This window comes from Algoriphagus sp. TR-M9 (assembly GCF_027594545.1).
Classification (GTDB): Bacteria; Bacteroidota; Bacteroidia; order Cytophagales; family Cyclobacteriaceae; genus Algoriphagus; species Algoriphagus halophytocola.
Map to the genome: position 1 here is coordinate 3,730,416 of NZ_CP115160.1, position 17,658 is coordinate 3,748,073.

General features: G+C 43.1%; 15 protein-coding genes. 7 read left to right on the plus strand and 8 right to left on the minus strand.

The annotated features are described in order from the left end of the window. Positions 1-3 precede the first annotated feature (3 nt). Positions 4-408: a carboxypeptidase-like regulatory domain-containing protein gene (locus PBT90_RS15695; RefSeq protein ID WP_264807449.1), complete on the plus strand. Its 405-nt coding sequence runs from the start codon at positions 4-6 to the stop codon at positions 406-408. Between the two features lies 1 nt (position 409). Here PBT90_RS15695 and PBT90_RS15700 read toward each other — a convergent pair whose 3' ends face one another. Then, complete coding sequence (locus tag PBT90_RS15700) at positions 410-592, minus strand: CPXCG motif-containing cysteine-rich protein (protein WP_091696005.1); 183 nt, start codon at positions 590-592, stop codon at positions 410-412. A 234-nt stretch (positions 593-826) separates the two neighbouring features. Here PBT90_RS15700 and PBT90_RS15705 point away from each other — a divergent pair, with 234 nt between their 5' ends. After that, positions 827-1,921, plus strand: coding sequence for an ATP-binding protein (locus tag PBT90_RS15705; RefSeq protein WP_264807450.1), 1,095 nt, complete (start codon positions 827-829; stop codon positions 1,919-1,921). Between the two features lie 70 nt (positions 1,922-1,991). Here the strand turns inward: PBT90_RS15705 and clpB are convergent, their stop codons facing one another. After that, positions 1,992-4,607, minus strand: a complete 2,616-nt coding sequence (gene clpB / locus PBT90_RS15710; protein WP_264807451.1) for an ATP-dependent chaperone ClpB — start codon at positions 4,605-4,607, stop codon at positions 1,992-1,994. 260 nt (positions 4,608-4,867) lie between these two features. Here clpB and PBT90_RS15715 point away from each other — a divergent pair, with 260 nt between their 5' ends. Both PBT90_RS15715 and PBT90_RS15720 read left to right on the plus strand, forming a co-directional pair. After that, positions 4,868-5,164 carry an ORF6N domain-containing protein gene (locus PBT90_RS15715; RefSeq protein ID WP_264807452.1) on the plus strand — a complete coding sequence of 99 codons (297 nt, stop codon included), beginning with the start codon at positions 4,868-4,870 and terminating at the stop codon, positions 5,162-5,164. Next, positions 5,064-5,378: an ORF6N domain-containing protein gene (locus PBT90_RS15720; protein WP_264807453.1), complete on the plus strand. Its 315-nt coding sequence runs from the start codon at positions 5,064-5,066 to the stop codon at positions 5,376-5,378. The genes PBT90_RS15715 and PBT90_RS15720 overlap by 101 nt, the downstream gene beginning before the upstream one ends. Before the next feature lie 51 nt (positions 5,379-5,429). On the opposite strand, the gene PBT90_RS15725 is transcribed toward PBT90_RS15720, so the two are convergent. Then, positions 5,430-6,686, minus strand: coding sequence for a dipeptidase (locus PBT90_RS15725; RefSeq protein WP_264807454.1), 1,257 nt, complete (start codon positions 6,684-6,686; stop codon positions 5,430-5,432). Between the two features lie 321 nt (positions 6,687-7,007). On the opposite strand from PBT90_RS15725, the gene PBT90_RS15730 reads away from it, so the two are divergent. The 3 genes from PBT90_RS15730 to PBT90_RS15740 all read left to right on the plus strand — a co-directional run bounded on the left by PBT90_RS15730 (position 7,008) and on the right by PBT90_RS15740 (position 10,396). Then, a complete protein-coding gene (locus PBT90_RS15730; protein ID WP_264807455.1) occupies positions 7,008-7,892 on the plus strand; it encodes an NHL repeat-containing protein in 885 nt (294 codons plus the stop codon). Positions 7,893-8,195: 303 nt separating this feature from the next. Then, positions 8,196-9,197, plus strand: a complete 1,002-nt coding sequence (locus PBT90_RS15735; RefSeq protein WP_264807457.1) for an acyl-ACP desaturase — start codon at positions 8,196-8,198, stop codon at positions 9,195-9,197. Positions 9,198-9,541: 344 nt separating this feature from the next. Continuing rightward, the gene (locus PBT90_RS15740) at positions 9,542-10,396 is read left to right on the plus strand and encodes a pirin family protein (RefSeq protein WP_264807458.1); all 855 of its coding nucleotides are present in this window, start codon (positions 9,542-9,544) and stop codon (positions 10,394-10,396) included. Here the strand turns inward: PBT90_RS15740 and PBT90_RS15745 are convergent, their stop codons facing one another. From PBT90_RS15745 to PBT90_RS15765, 5 genes are all read right to left on the minus strand, one after another. Next, positions 10,397-11,170 (minus strand): Rossmann-like and DUF2520 domain-containing protein, encoded by a 774-nt coding sequence (locus PBT90_RS15745; RefSeq protein WP_264807460.1) that lies wholly within the window; start codon positions 11,168-11,170, stop codon positions 10,397-10,399. A gap of 85 nt (positions 11,171-11,255) precedes the next feature. Further along, positions 11,256-12,653: a dihydrolipoyl dehydrogenase gene (gene lpdA, locus PBT90_RS15750; protein ID WP_264807461.1), complete on the minus strand. Its 1,398-nt coding sequence runs from the start codon at positions 12,651-12,653 to the stop codon at positions 11,256-11,258. 51 nt (positions 12,654-12,704) lie between these two features. Then, positions 12,705-12,956 carry a four helix bundle protein gene (locus tag PBT90_RS15755; RefSeq protein ID WP_454665270.1) on the minus strand — a complete coding sequence of 84 codons (252 nt, stop codon included), beginning with the start codon at positions 12,954-12,956 and terminating at the stop codon, positions 12,705-12,707. A 207-nt stretch (positions 12,957-13,163) separates the two neighbouring features. Continuing rightward, a complete protein-coding gene (gene odhB / locus PBT90_RS15760) occupies positions 13,164-14,696 on the minus strand; it encodes a 2-oxoglutarate dehydrogenase complex dihydrolipoyllysine-residue succinyltransferase (protein ID WP_264807463.1) in 1,533 nt (510 codons plus the stop codon). A gap of 86 nt (positions 14,697-14,782) precedes the next feature. Then, a complete protein-coding gene (locus tag PBT90_RS15765; RefSeq protein ID WP_264807464.1) occupies positions 14,783-17,575 on the minus strand; it encodes a 2-oxoglutarate dehydrogenase E1 component in 2,793 nt (930 codons plus the stop codon). Positions 17,576-17,658 lie beyond the last annotated feature (83 nt).

Here is a 17,658-nt window from a genome sequence, read left to right on the forward strand (position 1 = left end):
ACTATGAAAAACACATTGAAAGATCCGCATAAACGTAAGCTAAGAAGGTTAAACATTGGCATTTTTACTGCCTTTTGTTTATTCCTAGGTGGTTTAGCCTTCTCTATCTCAAACCTCACTGCCGCTGCTGACATAGAACAACTCAAACCAGATAAAAAGGTAAAAGGTCTTATCCTCTCACCAGATAAGAAGCCTATCCCAGGAGCAGTCATCAAAGTTAAAGATGCAACTACCGGCACGGTCGCGGATATTAATGGGAACTTTTATTTGGATTTAGAATATTTTGATCAAGAAGAGGTAACTCTAATAATCTCTATGATTGACTATCAATCCAAAGAAGTAGTGGTTAACACAAAAAAACTACCAAAGGACCTGGGCAAAATCACCTTGCCCAAAGAGGTTAAATAGGTTATTGTTCAATTGATTTAGCTTCGAAAGAAGCGATATCGTTTTCTTCAATTGAAATATTAACTTCAATCGGATTACAGCAAACTTCGCAGTCTTCTATGTACTGTTGCGAAGGAAGTGAAGGGTCAACCAAAATCGATATCTCTGCCAAACAATAAGGGCATGGGAAGAAATGTTCAAGCATTTTCTAAAGTAATCAAATCCATAATTCTTGTCAACTGACGGTATTAACGTTAATTAAGTCAATTAACTGACGGAATTTACATTAATTGAGTCAAACAACTGACGGAATTTACATTAATTGAGTCAGTTTACTTTTTAATTTCTCAGAAAATAGCTTACTTTGTACTGTATTTCAATAAGATAGACAGTGCAAAACATCCCCAGAGCATTACAAGCCGATTTTGATCGGAAACTTATGCCAAATAAGGTATTGATGATTCTTGGCCCCAGAAGGTCTGGTAAAACTGCACTTGTACGTCAATTTACCAAAGATGTCGATCCGCAACAAAGTTTGATTCTCAATGGCGAAGATGTGCTCGACGCTGCACTTTTGCAAGAAAGGTCAGTGGCGAACTACAGCCGCTTGCTGGCAGGCAAAAGCCTGCTGGTCATCGACGAGGCCCAGCATATTCCGGATATTGGTTTGATCCTGAAACTCATTGTGGACTCCATTGACGGCATTCGGATCATTGCCACCGGATCTTCTTCCTTTGACATGCACCAGCAGGTGGGCGAGCCCCTGGTGGGAAGGAAAAATACGTTATTTCTATATCCTTTGGCACAAATGGAATTTGCCCTAGTGGAAGATTTCAAAACTACGCTGGAAAAACGTGAAGAACGCCTGATTTTTGGAGGCTATCCCGAACTGACCCGCTACCCTGACTGGAAAGACAAGGAAGACTACCTCTATCAGATCATGAATGACTATCTCTTGAAAGATATTCTGATGGTGGATGGGGTGAAAAATTCCGATAAGCTGTATGCCTTGCTTCGGTTGGTGGCCTTTCAGGTGGGAAAGGAAGTTTCGCTGGAAGAACTCGGCAAGCAACTCGGTATGTCCAAAAACACCGTGGAACGCTATCTGGATCTGCTATCTAAAGTATTCGTGGTATTCAAAATCGGCGGATACAGCAGAAACCTCCGCAAAGAAATCGTAAAAAACAGCCGCTGGTACTTCTACGACAATGGAGTGCGAAACGCCATAATCCGGAACTTCAACAGACTTGATCTTCGGGCAGATGTGGGTGAACTTTGGGAAAACTATCTCGCTGTAGAACGGATGAAATTCCAGAATTACAGCCATATGCACTGCAATAACTATTTCTGGCGAACCTACGACCAGCAGGAAATCGACTGGGTGGAAGAAGAGGGAGATTCACTTCGAGCTTATGAGTTCAAGTACCAATCCGACAAACCATCCAAAGTTCCTGGTGCATGGGCCAAAGCTTATGCTCATGCCAGTTATGAAACCATTCACTCTGGAAATTATCTGGATTGGATCGGGGCTTAACCCCTTGATACAAAAAACCCTTGAGTCCAGTTTGGCCTCAAGGGTTTGCTATTTTTATGGTGATTTTAAATTACAACTCCACCGTTTCCACATTCTTAAAATAAACCTGCTTATCCGCATCCAAGTCCACTAAGACAGCAGAATCATTTTTAATGTAGCCAGATAAGATTTGCTTGGACAGCTCATTCAAGATCAATCGCTGCATGGTTCGCTTCAGTGGTCTTGCCCCAAAGTTGGCATCGAATCCCATTTCTCCCAGGTAATCCAAGACCTCCTTGGTCGCTTCGATTTCTATTCCTGCTTCTGACAATCTATGCTGAATTTCTCTCCACTGAATATCCACGATCTTGCGAATGATCCCCTTATTCAGTGGTTCAAACATAATCGTCTCATCGATACGGTTAAGAAATTCCGGTCTCACCGATTTCTTCAATAGATCAAACACTTCAGCTTTGGTCTTTTCCATTACCTCATCCTTGTTCCACTCTTCTATCTCAGCAAATCGCTCTTGGATCAGGTGCGAGCCAATATTTGTGGTCAGAATGATGATGGTGTTTTTGAAGTTGGCAACTCGGCCTTTATTGTCAGTCAATCGCCCATCATCCAAAACCTGCAAGAGAATGTTGAATACATCCGGATGCGCTTTTTCGATTTCATCGAGCAAAATCACAGAGTACGGTTTTCTCCGAACTGCCTCAGTCAGCTGACCACCTTCATCATAACCCACATAGCCCGGAGGCGCTCCCACCAGTCTGCTGACGGCATGTCTTTCCTGATATTCAGACATATCAATCCGCACCATGGAATTCTCATCGTTGAATAGGTATTCTGCCAAGGCTTTCGCCAGCTCAGTTTTACCCACACCGGTGGTACCCATAAAGATGAAACTGCCTATTGGACGCTTTGGATCCTGCAGACCAGCACGGCTTCTTCTCACCGCATCGGAAAGGGCAGTAATCGCTTCTTTCTGCCCTGCAACTCGCCTTCCAAGTTCTTCTTCTAAGTGCAGTAGTTTCTCCCGCTCAGATTGGATCATTTTGTTCATCGGGATTCCCGTCCACTTGGACACTACAGCAGCGATATCTTCATGATCTACCTCCTCCTTCAATAAAGGAGAACCGGCTTGCATTTCTGCTAGCTGAGATTTGAAAGACTCCAGCTTTTGCTCAGCCTCTCCAATCTTACCGTATCGGATCTCAGCTACTTTTCCAAAATCCCCAGCTCGCTCAGCTTGCTCAGCTTCCAGTTTATAGTTATCAATCCGCTCTTTTTCGCGTTGAATTCCGGTAATAACTGCCTTTTCGCTTTCCCATTTGGCTTTGACACTATCTCGCTTTTCTGCCAGTTCCGCAAGCTCCTTGCTCAGAACAGTTTCCTTATCCTTATTTTTCTCTCTTCGAATCGCCTCGCGTTCGATTTCCAACTGCATGATTCTACGATTCAACTCATCTAATTCCTGCGGTAAAGAATCGATCTCCATACGCAACTTAGCTCCAGCCTCATCCATCAAGTCAATGGCTTTGTCCGGCAAGAACCTGTCGGAAATATATCGTTGTGAAAGTTCAACAGCAGCTATCACTGCATCATCTTTGATTCTTACTCCATGGTGAAGTTCATATTTATCCTTGATTCCGCGAAGAATTGAAATCGCATCCGCAGCATCCGGCTCATCGACGATGACAGCCTGGAACCGACGCTCCAAAGCCTTATCTTTTTCGATATATTTCTGGTATTCCTTCAGGGTAGTTGCACCTATTGCATGCAACTCTCCACGAGCCAAAGCTGGTTTCAATAAGTTTGCAGCATCCATCGCTCCTTCTCCTCCACCTCCTGCACCGATCAAAGTATGAATCTCATCGATGAAGAGAATGATCTCGCCCTCGGCATCGGTTACTTCTTTGATCACAGCCTTTAGACGCTCTTCGAATTCTCCTTTGTATTTGGCGCCAGCTACCAGCAAGCCCATGTCCAAAGAGATCAAGGTTTTTGATTTAAGGTTTTCCGGCACATCGCCGGACACGATTCTTTGCGCCAGCCCTTCTACGATGGCAGTTTTACCCACACCAGGCTCTCCAAGAAGAATCGGGTTGTTTTTGGTTCTACGTGCCAAAATCTGAAGAACCCTTCTGATTTCTTCATCTCGGCCAATCACAGGGTCAATTTTCCCTTTTCTGGCCATTTCATTCAGGTTTTTGGAGTATTTCTCCAAAGCCTGATATTTGCTTTCTGCGTTTGGGTCGGTCACTTTATTGCCTTTTCTAAGTTCTTTTATCGCTTCAATCAGCGGTTTTTCAGCTATCCCCTGATCTTTTAGAATTTGTGCAGTCGCATCACCTGCGCTTAATATGGCCAAGAGCAAATGCTCGATCGCCACATACTCATCCCCAAAAGTCTTAAGGTAGTCCTTTGCCTTTGTTAATACCTGATTGGAATAATTGGAAAGGTAAGGCTGCTGTCCTCCGCTTACTTTGGGAAGTTTTGCCAGTTGATCATCCAGTTTTTGATTGATCAATTGCTTGCTTGTGCCGAATTTCTTAAATAAAAAATCCGTCACATTCTCGTCTTCGGAGAGAATTCCTTTCAGCAAATGGGCTGGCTCAATATTCGGCTGTCCTGCTGCAGCTGCCAACTCCAAGGCTTTTTGTATCGCCTCCTGAGATTTTATCGTGAATTGTTTAAAGTCCATATTATAGTTGATTAATAGTGGTATCTATAGTTAAGAGCTGAAAGTGTCAAATCGCATTACCTCAGCCCTTGCTGTTTCCTGTATAATCAAAACCAAATCCAATTACTTTTCTCGGTCAAAATGACTGGAAAAGTGGGGTTTCACAGCATAAAACGGAAAATTTGACAGAATTTTATTCGGAACATGGTGATTTCACGACATTAGGAGTATTTATAATTCTGTATTATTATATATTAGTTTACACTTTTTAAACATCATTTATGAACGAACTTTTAAACGAGGAACAAGTACTTCAGCTAATCCACAAGATCCGCAATCAAAAAGTAATGTTAGATTCGGACCTGGCAGAGATGTATGGTGTCCCCACTAAACGACTCAATGAACAAGTCAAAAGAAATTCTGATCGGTTTCCCGAGGATTTTATGTTTCAATTAGGTGAGGAGGAATGGAAAAAACTTGAAGTCGCATTTTGCGACCTCAAGATGGGGAGGCAGGAGAACTCCTCCTTATGTATTTACAGAACAGGGTGTGGCAATGTTATCTTCAGTATTGAATAGTCCTCAAGCGATACAAGTGAATATATCGATCATGAGGATTTTTATAAAAATTCGGGAGTGGGCCATGAGCTATTCAGATTTGCAGGACAAAATCCAAGATCTGCAACAATCTGAATCTGATCAAAATCAACACATTGCTAAAATCTACCAGATTATTGAGGAATTGCTAAAACCTACCCTAAGTGAAAGAAAATCAATTGGGTTTAAAAAGTAGAACCCTGCTTCCATTCTGAAAGCAGGGGCCAACTGTATAGATCAATAGTAATTAGGACTGACTCGCGGCATAATCTTCCACCGCCTTCCAAACTCTGAAAATATTCTTATAACAGATTTTCTCAATCTCTTCTTTGGTATAACCTCTTTTCAACAGCTCAGCGATCAGGTTGGGATACATGGACACATCTTTCAATCCTGTAGGCAAAGAGTCGCCCACCCCGTCAAAATCAGAGCCCAAACCCACATAATCTATCCCCACCAGATTTTTCACATAGTCAATATGATCTGCAACTCGTTGAACGGTCGGAAATGGATTATTCGCAGCGGTATATTCAGCGATATAAGCTTGCGCAGCGGAATCCCGTCTTGAAAGATTGTTTTCAGCCAAGTAGTTAACCAGGTGCTCACGTACTTTATTTGCTCCTGCTGCATAAGCCGAATCAATAAAAGTACCCCCAAAATTGATCATCATTACTCCACCGTTTTTGGCAAGAGCCTGTATCAATTCATCATTCATATTTCTCTCAAAGCCGGGCGTAAAGGCTCTAACTGAGGAATGAGAAGCTATCGCAGGCACTTTGGTGACCTCCAGTGCATCCTTAAAAGTCTCATCAGACACGTGCGACACGTCCACCATAATCCCAACTCGGTTCATCTCCGCTACAACTTGCTCACCGTATTCACTAAGACCATTATATAGCCTTACGGTGTCATAGCTACTGTCTCCGATCAAATTGGCTTTACCATGAGTCAATGTAATGTAACGGATTCCACGTCCGTGAAAATATTCCACATTGGAAATATCATCCTCTAGTGCAGATCCATTTTCCATACCCATAGGTAGAGACACCTTGCCTTCGGCAAAATTCTTTTCTATATCAGCCGGACTGTAGGCCATGGCAAACTTGTCCGGAAAAGTCTCTGCCAAGCGCTCCGTCATTAGGATCAAGGAATCTGCTAGAGCTTTAGACGAACCAGGCGTCTGCTGAAGCCCAGCAGGAATATAGATAGACATAAAAGGCGCATCCAAACCGCCTTCCTTGGATCGAGGAAAATCAAAATTCCCATCTGGTGTACGTACCGAAACGTCCAAGACCTCCCGCTGTAAGGTAAAGCCGCCTACTTTCATCCGATACGGCAAATCCACATGCCCATCTACCATAATCGTATTTTGAGCGATTTCTGTAGCTACTTCCAGACGCTCTTCATCGGATAGTTGGGTGTAATCAATGACTTCAGTTTTTTCCTCAGGTGAGCAGGCAAATGCCAAACTGGCCACAAGTGCAAGGCTTAGGTATTTTCTCATAAGTTGGTGGTTTATATTTACCTCTAAGTTAACCGTATTTTCACAGAGCTCTTGAAATAATCCATTAATGGTAAAAATAGTGAGATGAATCCCAGACACCCGAACATACAACCCCATGAAGTCGTATTTTTTACAAAAAACTAGCGCTACACTATGCTAATTTAACCTGCTCATGGGCTTTACTACAAAACAGTACCAGCTTACTCAATAATTTCAATAAAATTTAGACCTTTATATATCAAATATCTTTTCCACCTTGGCAAATCAGATTCTTAGGAAGGGATCCGGTATAATTTTAAACCTAATCAAAAAAATAAAACCATGAACAACCAATCTAAACTTTTGCTTTTAGGGATGTCGACCACCTTGCTTTTTGCACAGTGTGGCCCACAGAAAACCGAAGAAACCTCTACTGAAGAGGTGATCGTAGAGGAAATCAAAACGCCTACCTTAACCAAAATATGGGAGACTGACACCACACTTACCACCAATGAATCTGTACTTTATGATGCAGCTTCAGGAAAAATCTATGTTTCTAACATAGAAGGTGACCCTACCGGAAAAGACGGTAAAGGCTCTATATCTATCATTGACAAAGAGGGAAATATAGTTTCCCAAGACTGGGTGACAGGTCTAAATGCCCCCAAGGGCATGGGAATTGCCAACGGAAACCTCTATGTGACCGATATAGATGAACTGATTGAAATCAACCTAGAATCGGCTGAAATCACCAATAAATACCCGGTAGAAGGCGGTGAATTTTTAAATGACCTGGCCACTTATGAGGGAAAGGTGTATTTCACGGATATGAATACCGGCAAAGTTCACCTTCTAGAGGGAGGATCACTTTCTACCATTTCCGAAGGAAATGAAAGCATCAATGGCATAGCCGTAGCAGAGGACGGGATGCTTTACAGCCTGGACAAAACAGGGCTGAAAATGTTACACGCAGACGGCAGCTCCATGAATATGAATGAAACGGTCACCGGTGGTGATGGTCTGGTGATTTTAGGTGACGGTAAATTCGTAGCTTCTAGATGGGCGGGCGAGATCTATTTTGTAGACAAGGACGGCGAAACCCTACTTTTGGACACAAAAGATGCTGAATCCAACACTGCCGATATAGGATTTATTCCAGAAGAAAACATTGTGCTGGTCCCTACTTTCTTCAAAAACAAAGTAGTAGCCTACAAGCTGGACTATTGAGCTGAAGTTGAAAAACAGTAAAAAAGCCTCCTCGTGAGGCTTTTTTAGTATATTGAACCTAGTGCAGTAATTTTACCTTATATAAGTAACTCATCAATTGGAGCCTTCAGAAGAGGTCAATCTTTGATAAGCAATACTTTAGCAGAGACAAAGCACTATAGATTCAATGAAATGATGGCAAACAGTTGCTTTCATTGAGGATTGGTAGAAATTTCCTATCGCATATTCGTCCAATTGTGAGTAAATTTGTCCTAAATCCAAACGCCCCGGAATACGTTTAATCAACCGGGACTAAATTTATCCATGATGAAATCAGGAGAAATAAATTACGAATTAGAAAAAAATATCGAGGTCATCTCTCAACTGGATGAACTGGTAGGTGAAGCTGTAGATAATATATTGGTAGATCCAGATGATTGCTGGCAGCCTTCAGATTTCCTACCGGATTTTTCAGACCCTGAGGTCTTTGATGAAGTCAAGATGCTACAGAAGAGATCGGAAGGTATCCCAGACACCGTTTTGACCTCACTAGTAGGAAATATGATTACCGAGGAAGCACTTCCTAGTTATCAGACCTACTTTAACTTGCTAGAAGGCATCAATCCTGAGCGAAATTTGCTTTCCCCTTCCGGCTGGGTAAGATGGTCCAAATCTTGGACCGCAGAGGAAAACCGTCACGGAGACCTGCTGAACAAATACCTATACATGACAGGGCGAGTAGATATGAACGCCGTAGAACGCACCATTCATAGATTGCTTACCAATGGCTTTGATCCAAACTCAGGAGGAGATCCTTATCAGGCGATTGTCTATACCTCCTTTCAGGAAAGAGCCACCAAAGTCTCCCATGTGAATACGGGTAAATTGGCAGACAAAGCAGGCGACACTGTACTGGGTAAAATTTGTAAGCAAATAGCAGGAGATGAAGCCAGACACGAAAAGGCTTATAAAAGCTTTATGTCGGCTATTTTTGACATAGATCCGAGCGGAGCCATTCTTGCATTTGAAAAACTGATGAGAAAACAGATCGTGATGCCAGCAGTGCTGATGGGAGAAGGAGGGTCAAACCCTTCCCTATTTACGGAATTCTCAGCTATTACTCAGAAAGTCGGAATATACACCGGCTGGGATTATGCCAGAATCATCGATCACCTAGTGAAGCTTTGGAAAGTCGAACATCGCACCGGACTCACGGATGTAGCTGCAAAAGCGCAGGACTACCTCGTTAACCTTTCCGACAGATACATGCGATTAGCTGATCGGATGAAAGCGCCAGAAGAAGTAAAACTTGCCTGGCTGAAATAAAACCAAAAACCACTGAAATCCTTTCCATTGCGGAAAGGATTTTTTGTTTTTAGCCATTCTGCTGGTAAATAGGCCAAAGCAATATGGGGCATGATAAACTTGAGAATTGAGGCCACTATGGCCTGCCTACCGGCAAAAATAGGTCTTTGCTCACTTGTACTGAGCGAAGTGGTAGTATCGGTTTTCTGACCAGTTGAGCAAAGAGATATTCCTTACTGGCATCATTTCGGATATCCATGTTCGCTTTTCACCATCCCAAAACAGCCAATTAAAATTTCGATTCAACAAATGGAATTATTTAGAGGCAAAAACAATTACATGTATATACATTAATTACAGCAACTATGAATAATATCAAGAAAATCCACAAGGCGGAATTCAGGCCTATCGCAGATCTAGTGACCTATAGCCCCATGCCCACGCAAAGCTTGAACCACTTGGACCCATTTCTTTTTCTCAACCACCACGGGCATCAAATCTACCCTAGCAATAACCAAGGATTGCCTTTTGGCCCACACCCGCACCGGGGAATGGAGACTGTAACTTTCATCCTGGAGGGAGATATTACCCACATGGATTCATCTGGGCACCAATCAGTGATAGGACCGGGCGGTGTACAATACATGACTGCGGGAAGCGGTTTGATCCATGCAGAAGTAAGCAGCGAAGAATTCAAGAAAAAGGGAGGTGAACTGGAGCTTCTCCAACTTTGGCTAAATCTACCTGCTGATAAGAAAATGATGGAGCCAAATTACATAGGTCTTCAAAAAGATCAGATTCCAACCTTCACGCTAAATCAGCGTAAGACAAAGGTACAGCAGCTTTTTGGAGAATGGAATGGAGCTAAAGGGGCATTCGACGGCAATTTCCCCCTAACCATGAGTACCATTCATATGGAAAATGGCTCAAGGTTTGAAAAGTCAATCCCGGCAGGGGAGCAGATTTTCTTCTATGTAGTAAGAGGTGAACTGGAAGTCAATGGAACAGAGGTTCCTTTCCGACATCTCGTGGAGTTCGAAAAAAACACAGCTACCATCAATGTAGAAGCCACCGAGGACACCATACTAATATTGGGTCATGCAGCACCCTTCCACGAGCCCATCGTAGCTCAGGGACCTTTCGTCATGAACAGCCAAGAGCAGATTCAAGAAGCTTATGCGGATTATAGATCTGGTAAATTCGGATCTTGGACGCATTGATTAGCTGTCTATTATATCCTGGGAGATCAAGCGGTAAATTTCAGCAATGTTTTCATTATAGCTCAAAAACCGATGATGGTCTTCCAGGGTTTCATAGTCTTCACGTATGGCAGGCCCGGTTTGAGCAGCTTTAGCGCCCATTTGGAGACTTTTAGAAATGGTCTCAATGATCAAAGGCTTAAGCATTTCAAAATCCAACCCTTGCCTATGCATCACCTCTTCAGCTATTCTGATCATATGATTGGAGAAGTTGCTGGCAAAAACAGCAGCAATATGCATGGCTTTTCTATCCTTGGAGCGGACCGTATAAGTTAACGGTGAGAGACTTTTGGCCAGTTTTCTTAACTTTTGTAAAGTCTCCTCATCGTCTGACTCCAGTAAAAACGGGACTTCGTCAAACTCTATTTTTCTGCCTTTTGTAAAGGATTGCAAAGGATAAAAGATACCTGTGTAACTAGCCGAGCTATAGTTGAGCATGTCCAATCCCACCGATCCTGAAGTATGTACCAGAATAGAATCCTCAGGCAAAATGATCTCGTCAGCTACATCCATAATAGCTGCATCTTTTACAGCCAAAATAAAAATTTCAGCCTCGCTGCCTGAAAAGTCCAAGTCATCTTTGGGTTCACCAGCGTAAACCCGATTAGTGATTTGCTCTGCTGATTTAATAGTTCTAGCAAAAACTTCTGTAATGACATGACCAGCATCTTCTAAGGCCGGCGCCAAATGCCAGGCGACATTTCCGGCACCAATAAGGGCAATTTTAAACTTCATACACTAATTAAACCAAAAATTCGACCAAAGAAAAAGCCATCCGAATCTCTCCGAATGGCTATAATCAGCAAGGGTACTAATTTTACTATATATGCAGTGCTCTGTTGTCGGTAGCCGCCAAACAAGCTTCCTTGAAAGCCTCTGTGTAAGTCGGGTGCGCATGAGACATCCTAGCAATATCTTCAGCAGATGCGCGGTACTCCATCGCTACAACTGCTTCAGCAATCATATCAGCCGTTCTAGGACCAATCATGTGCACACCTAGAATTTCGTCGGTCTCAGCATCTGCCAGGACTTTCACCAAACCATCTGTATCCATGGATGCTCTCGCACGGCCAGAAGCCATGAACGGGAATTTACCAGCTTTATATTTGATGCCTTTTTCCTTCAATTGCTCCTCGGTATAACCTACCGCTGCCACTTCTGGCCAAGTATAAACCACACCCGGAATCAGGTTGTAATTGATATGTGGTTTTTGTCCCAAAATAGTCTCGGCGACAAACACACCTTCTTCTTCAGCCTTGTGAGCTAGCATTGCGCCTTTTACCACATCACCGATTGCATAGATATTCGGAACGTTGGTCTGCAAGTGATCATTTACTTCCACCTGTCCTCTGTCGGTCAGTTTTACTCCTGCAGCCTCTGCATTCAGCCCCTCGGTGTAAGGTCTTCTACCGATAGAAACCAGCACATAATCGCCTTTTACTTCTACCGTTTCGCCTTTTGGATTTTCTGCTTTTACAGTTACTTCTTTGCCTTTGCTTTCTACAGCAGTCACTTTATGCTTCAAGAAAAACTCGAAACCGATTTTCTTCAAAGACTTCTGAAGTTCTTTTCCCATGGTACGATCCATGGTAGGAATCAATGAATCCATGAATTCGATCACAGAAACCTTTGCCCCCATTCTGGCATACACAGAGCCCAGTTCCAATCCGATCACACCACCTCCGATGACCACCAGATGTTTAGGGATTTCTTTCAGGTTCAATGCTTCTGTAGAAGTAATCACACGATCTTTGTCCAGCTTGATGAATGGCAAGGAGGATGGTTTTGAACCTGTAGCGATGATAATATTTTTGCCTTGAATGTCTGAAGAGGACCCATCATCTTTGGTCACCTTTACAGTTGTCTTATCCACGAATGAACCAACACCTTGATGAACATCGATTTTGTTCTTTTTCATCAGGTAATTAATACCATCCGTGTTTTGCTTTACCACATCATCTTTACGGCTGATCATCTGCTTGAGATCTACTTTCAGATTGCTCAGGTTTATACCGTGGGTTTTAAAAGTATGGGCAGCATTGTGGTAGTGCTCTGAGGAGTCTAACAATGCTTTGGATGGAATACAGCCTACATTCAGGCAAGTTCCTCCTAGCGTTGGGTATTTTTCAACAATGGCGGTTTTCAGCCCAAGTTGCGCGCAGCGAATCGCTGCAACATATCCACCCGGACCAGAACCTATAACTATTACGTCGTACATTTTTTTGTCTTTGTACCAGGTACTAAGTACAAAGTACAAAGCAGCCTGAAGTTAAACATTTAGACTTTTCTTAAGCTTAGCTATCATATTCTGAATATGCTCAAGCTGTAATTCTACTTTATGATATTCTTCCTTCGAAATAAAATTCAGTCGATTAGAAATAATCAACTGAGTGTCCAATTCAAAAGAAGATCCTTGGGCTATTCCCAAGAAATTATTGAACTCTTTATTCGTATTCCTTCCAGCTCCTTCAGCAATATTAGAAGGGATTGAAACAACACTTCTATTGATCTGGCTTATCAAACCCTACCGTTCTTCTTTCGGTAATTTTTCTGTGATCTGATAAACCTCCACCGCCAAATCAATGGCCTTTTGCCAAACAAGTAATTCTTTGTAACGATTCATATCAATGTGTTTTAGATTAAATTTTTCTATTCAATTTAACCCAAAACCACATGATTACCTATTTGCCAATACTTTGTACTTGGTACATTTTACCTTGTACAACAGTTAAACTCCAAACAACAATCTTGTAGGATCTTCAAGCAATTCTTTTACTCTTACCAGGAAGCTCACGGATTCACGACCATCGATGATTCTATGATCATAGGAAAGTGCCACATACATCATCGGCAAAATCACCACTTCACCGTTTACTGCCATCGGACGCTGTACGATGTTGTGCATGCCTAGGATAGCAGATTGAGGCGCGTTGATGATAGGAGTTGACATCATGGACCCGAAGATCCCTCCGTTGGTCAAAGTAAAAGTACCACCGGTCATTTCCTCTATAGAAAGCTTGTTGTCTCTGGCTTTTGTAGCTAGTCTCACTACTTCTTTTTCTACCTGATCAAAGCTCAGTGTTTCAGCATTTCTGATCACCGGAACTACCAATCCTTTCGGAGCAGAAACAGCGATGGAAATATCGCAATAGTCGTTATAAACGATTTCGTTTCCGTCAATTTTTGCATTTACAGCAGGCCATTCTTGAAGCGCTACGCAAACGGCTTTAGTGAAGAAAGACATGAATCCAAGTCCTACACCATGCTTTTCTTTGAACTGCTCTTTGAACTTGGATCTCAAATCCATGATTGGCTTCATGTTCACCTCATTGAAGGTGGTCAGCATGGCCGTTTCATTTTTCACAGAGACCAATCGCTTGGCAACGGTCTTTCTCAAAGAGGACATTTTCTCTCTGCGCTCATTTCTAGAACCAGAAACTGGCTCTTGAGCAGCAGCTGCTGCTGGTTTCTTTTCCGCTTTTGCTGGAGCTGGAGCAGGCTTCTGAGCCGCCTGAGCATCTTCCTTGGTGATTCTGCCGTCTTTGCCTGTGCCTTTTACAGACTCGGGAGAAATTCCCTTTTCAGCCAAAATTTTAGCGGCAGCAGGTGAAGCATGTCCAGTAGCGTAGTTTGAATCCCCAGATGGAGAAGATGCGGCTGATTCAGCAGATGGTTCAGAACTAGCTGCCGCAGCCGGTTCCCCTTCTGTCACTTCGATTTTGCAGATCATTCCGCCAATTTCAAGCACATCACCTTCCGCAGCCACATGGCGAAGAATCCCTGAAGCTTCGGCTGGCAGTTCAAAAGTTGCTTTATCGGAATCCACCTCAGCAATGATCTCATCCAACTTCACATAATCACCATCACCTTTGATCCAGTTTGCCAAAGTAACTTCGGTGATAGACTCTCCTACAGTAGGAACCACCATTTCTTTTACTTCTCCAGTAGTTTTGGCTCCAGAAGATTTTTCTTCAGTTTTCGGAGTTGATTCTGACTCCTTACTTGGCGCTGATTTGCCTGGAGTCCCGGCCTCGTCTATTTCACAGATCACTGCTCCTATTTCTAGCACATCTCCCTCTTGGGCTTTGATTTTGAGAATGCCGGAAGCTTCTGCGGGCAGTTCAAAAGTCGCTTTATCGGATTCCAATTCACATAGAACCTCGTCCATCTGAACCTCGTCTCCATCGTTTTTAAACCATTGGCCGATGGTCACCTCTGTGATGGATTCTCCTACAGCCGGAACTTTAATTTCTTTGCTCATAAGTTTTTCTTTTTGTCTCTTTCCTTTCAAAAAGAGAGGAACAAAATGTTACGATTATTTTGGATGTCTCTAAAAGAGAGCAGTGATTATTTTAAGTTTAAAGCTTTTGCAATGATGCCTTTTTGCTCTTCTACATGGACCTTATTGTAGCCTGTAGCTGGGGAAGCGCTCGCTTTTCTGGCGATTACATCCATTGGGATCTCCTTGTAAAGCAGCCTCAACAGATAGTTCCAATAGCCCATGTTGGATGGTTCTTCCTGCACCCATACTACTTCAGCTTTTGGATATCCTTTCAAGACTTCCAGCATTTGTTTTTTCGGAAGTGGATGAAGCTGTTCCAGGCGTACGATTGCTACGTCTTTCACCTTTTCCTTTTCTCGGGCATCTTCCAGATCATAGTAGATTTTTCCAGAGCAAAGAACTACCCGCTTCACATCTTTGGCCTCCACGGTGGTATCCGGGATCACTTCTTTGAATTTTCCTGAGGTGAATTCCTCCAAAGGAGAAACTACTTTAGGATGTCTCAATAGCGATTTAGGGGACATTACGATGCAAGGCTTTCTGAATTCCCAAGCCAATTGCCTTCTCAACAAGTGGAAAAAGTTAGATGGCTCCGTTACGTTTGCCACCACGGTATTGTATTCTGCTGCCAGCTGTAGGAATCGCTCCGGACGGGCATTGGAGTGCTCAGGCCCCTGACCTTCATACCCGTGAGGAAGTAGCATCACCAAACCATTCATTTTCTGCCATTTTGATTCACCCGAAGTGATAAACTGATCGATCATGGTCTGAGCGCCGTTGGCGAAATCACCAAATTGCGCTTCCCAGATGGTCAGGGAATGTGGGTTTGCCATGGCATATCCATATTCAAATCCAAGTACCGCATATTCAGAAAGCAGTGAATTATAAATATAAAATTCACCTTTCCTATCCTTCATTTCCTTCAGGGAGTTGTAGGCCTCATTGGTATTGGCATCATGCAAAACAGCATGACGGTGGGAAAAAGTACCGCGCTGTACATCCTGACCGGTAAGTCGGACGGTTTTGCCTTCCAAAGTCAAGGAACCATAAGCCAGGAGTTCTGCTGCCGCCCAGTTTAAGGTTTTAGACTGGAAAAACATGTCCTTACGCTGCTTTAACTGTGCCTCGATTTGCTTCAGCGGCTTAAAACCCTTAGGAATTACCGTCAAGGCTTCAGCTACTTTTTCTATAGTAGCCTCATCAATTCCTGTTTCTGGGGAATTGTCAAAATCCTCTGGCTTGGACCTTCTCAGGTTACCCCACTCCTCCTCAAACCGGGTAGCCTGGTAAGGAAGTGGCTTTTCTTTTACCAAGTTCAAACGATCCTGAAGCAACTGTCTGAATTCCTCATCCATTTGCGAAGCCAATTTTGCTTCCATGTCACCACGCTCAGCTAAGCGCTTTACGTAGATTTCTCTTGGATTAGGGTGCTTGGAAATAATATTATACAATTCCGGCTGAGTGAACTTAGGCTCATCAGACTCATTGTGTCCGTGACGTCTGTAACAAACCATATCCACAAAAATATCTCTGCTGAATTTCTGTCTGAATTCCGCTGCGAGTTTTGCAGCAAAAACCACCGCTTCTGCATTATCCCCGTTCACATGGATTACAGGGGCATCTATGATTTTGGCTACGTCGGTACAGTATATTGAAGACCTAGCATCATCAAAATCCGTAGTGAAACCTACTTGATTGTTAATCACAAAGTGTATGGTTCCTCCGGTATTGTATCCCTTCAGATCTGCCATTTGGGTCACCTCATATACAATACCTTGTCCGGCGACTGCAGCATCTCCATGTATTAAAATCGGAAGCGCTTTAGTCTTATCGCCTTTGTACTCAGAGTCTATTTTAGCTCGTAAGAATCCTTCGACCACCGGGTCCACAGCTTCCAGGTGAGAAGGATTTGGAGCCAGTTTCAAGTGCACTTTATTGTCATCAGGAGTCACGATATCACTGGAATACCCCATGTGATATTTCACATCCCCATCCCCCATAGTCAGGTCTGGCTTGGCTGTACCCTCAAATTCTGAGAAAATCTGCTCATAGGTCTTACCCATGATATTGGCAAGTACATTCAGACGTCCTCTGTGGGCCATTCCTATCATCACTTCCTTCACTCCCAGCTGAGAGGAGGTATTAATCACTGCATCCAAAAACGGGATGGTACTTTCTCCTCCTTCTAGGGAAAACCTCTTTTGACCAAGATATTTAGTATGCAAAAAGTTTTCAAAGACCACCGCTTGGTTAAGCTTGGAGAGAATCCTTTTCTTCTCCTCATGCTTTGGATTGAAAGCCAGTGCATCTTTTTCCACTTTGGTCTTAAACCAATCTAGCATCTCCGGGTCACGGATATATAGGTATTCGAATCCCACAGACCCTTCATAAATGGATTTCAAAGAATCCAGAATTACAGAAAGTTTAGCAGTTCCTATCCCGATTTCATTGCCTGCCTGGAACTCGGTATTCATGTCCTCCTGCCCCAAACCAAAATCCTGAGGATCGATCAGTGCTTTTCTATCTCGTCTTTCTCTTACCGGGTTGGTCTTGGATCTCAGGTGAGCTCTGGAGCGGTAGGCATGAATCAAAGCTCTTACTTTGATCTCCTTGGGCAGCTGCTCCATGTCCATAATGGTACCTGGAGTAGCCAAGGCTCCATTCTTAGCAGGCGCAGCAGCTTTTCCATTTGTAGCGGCTCCATTTTCTTCCTCACCGTAGTTTGTAAGTGCGAAGTCGAAACCGTCAAAAAACTCCTTCCAGCTTGGGTCGATTGATTCTGGGTCACTCTTGTAAGTAGAGTAAAGCTCATCGATATAAGACACGTGAGCATTAGCGATATAAGAAAACTTATCCATAATTGATTCTTAAAGAAGAATCCAAAGCTAAGCCCTTAAATCTATAATAAAAAATCGCTTATTTGCTTTTCCAAATATACGGT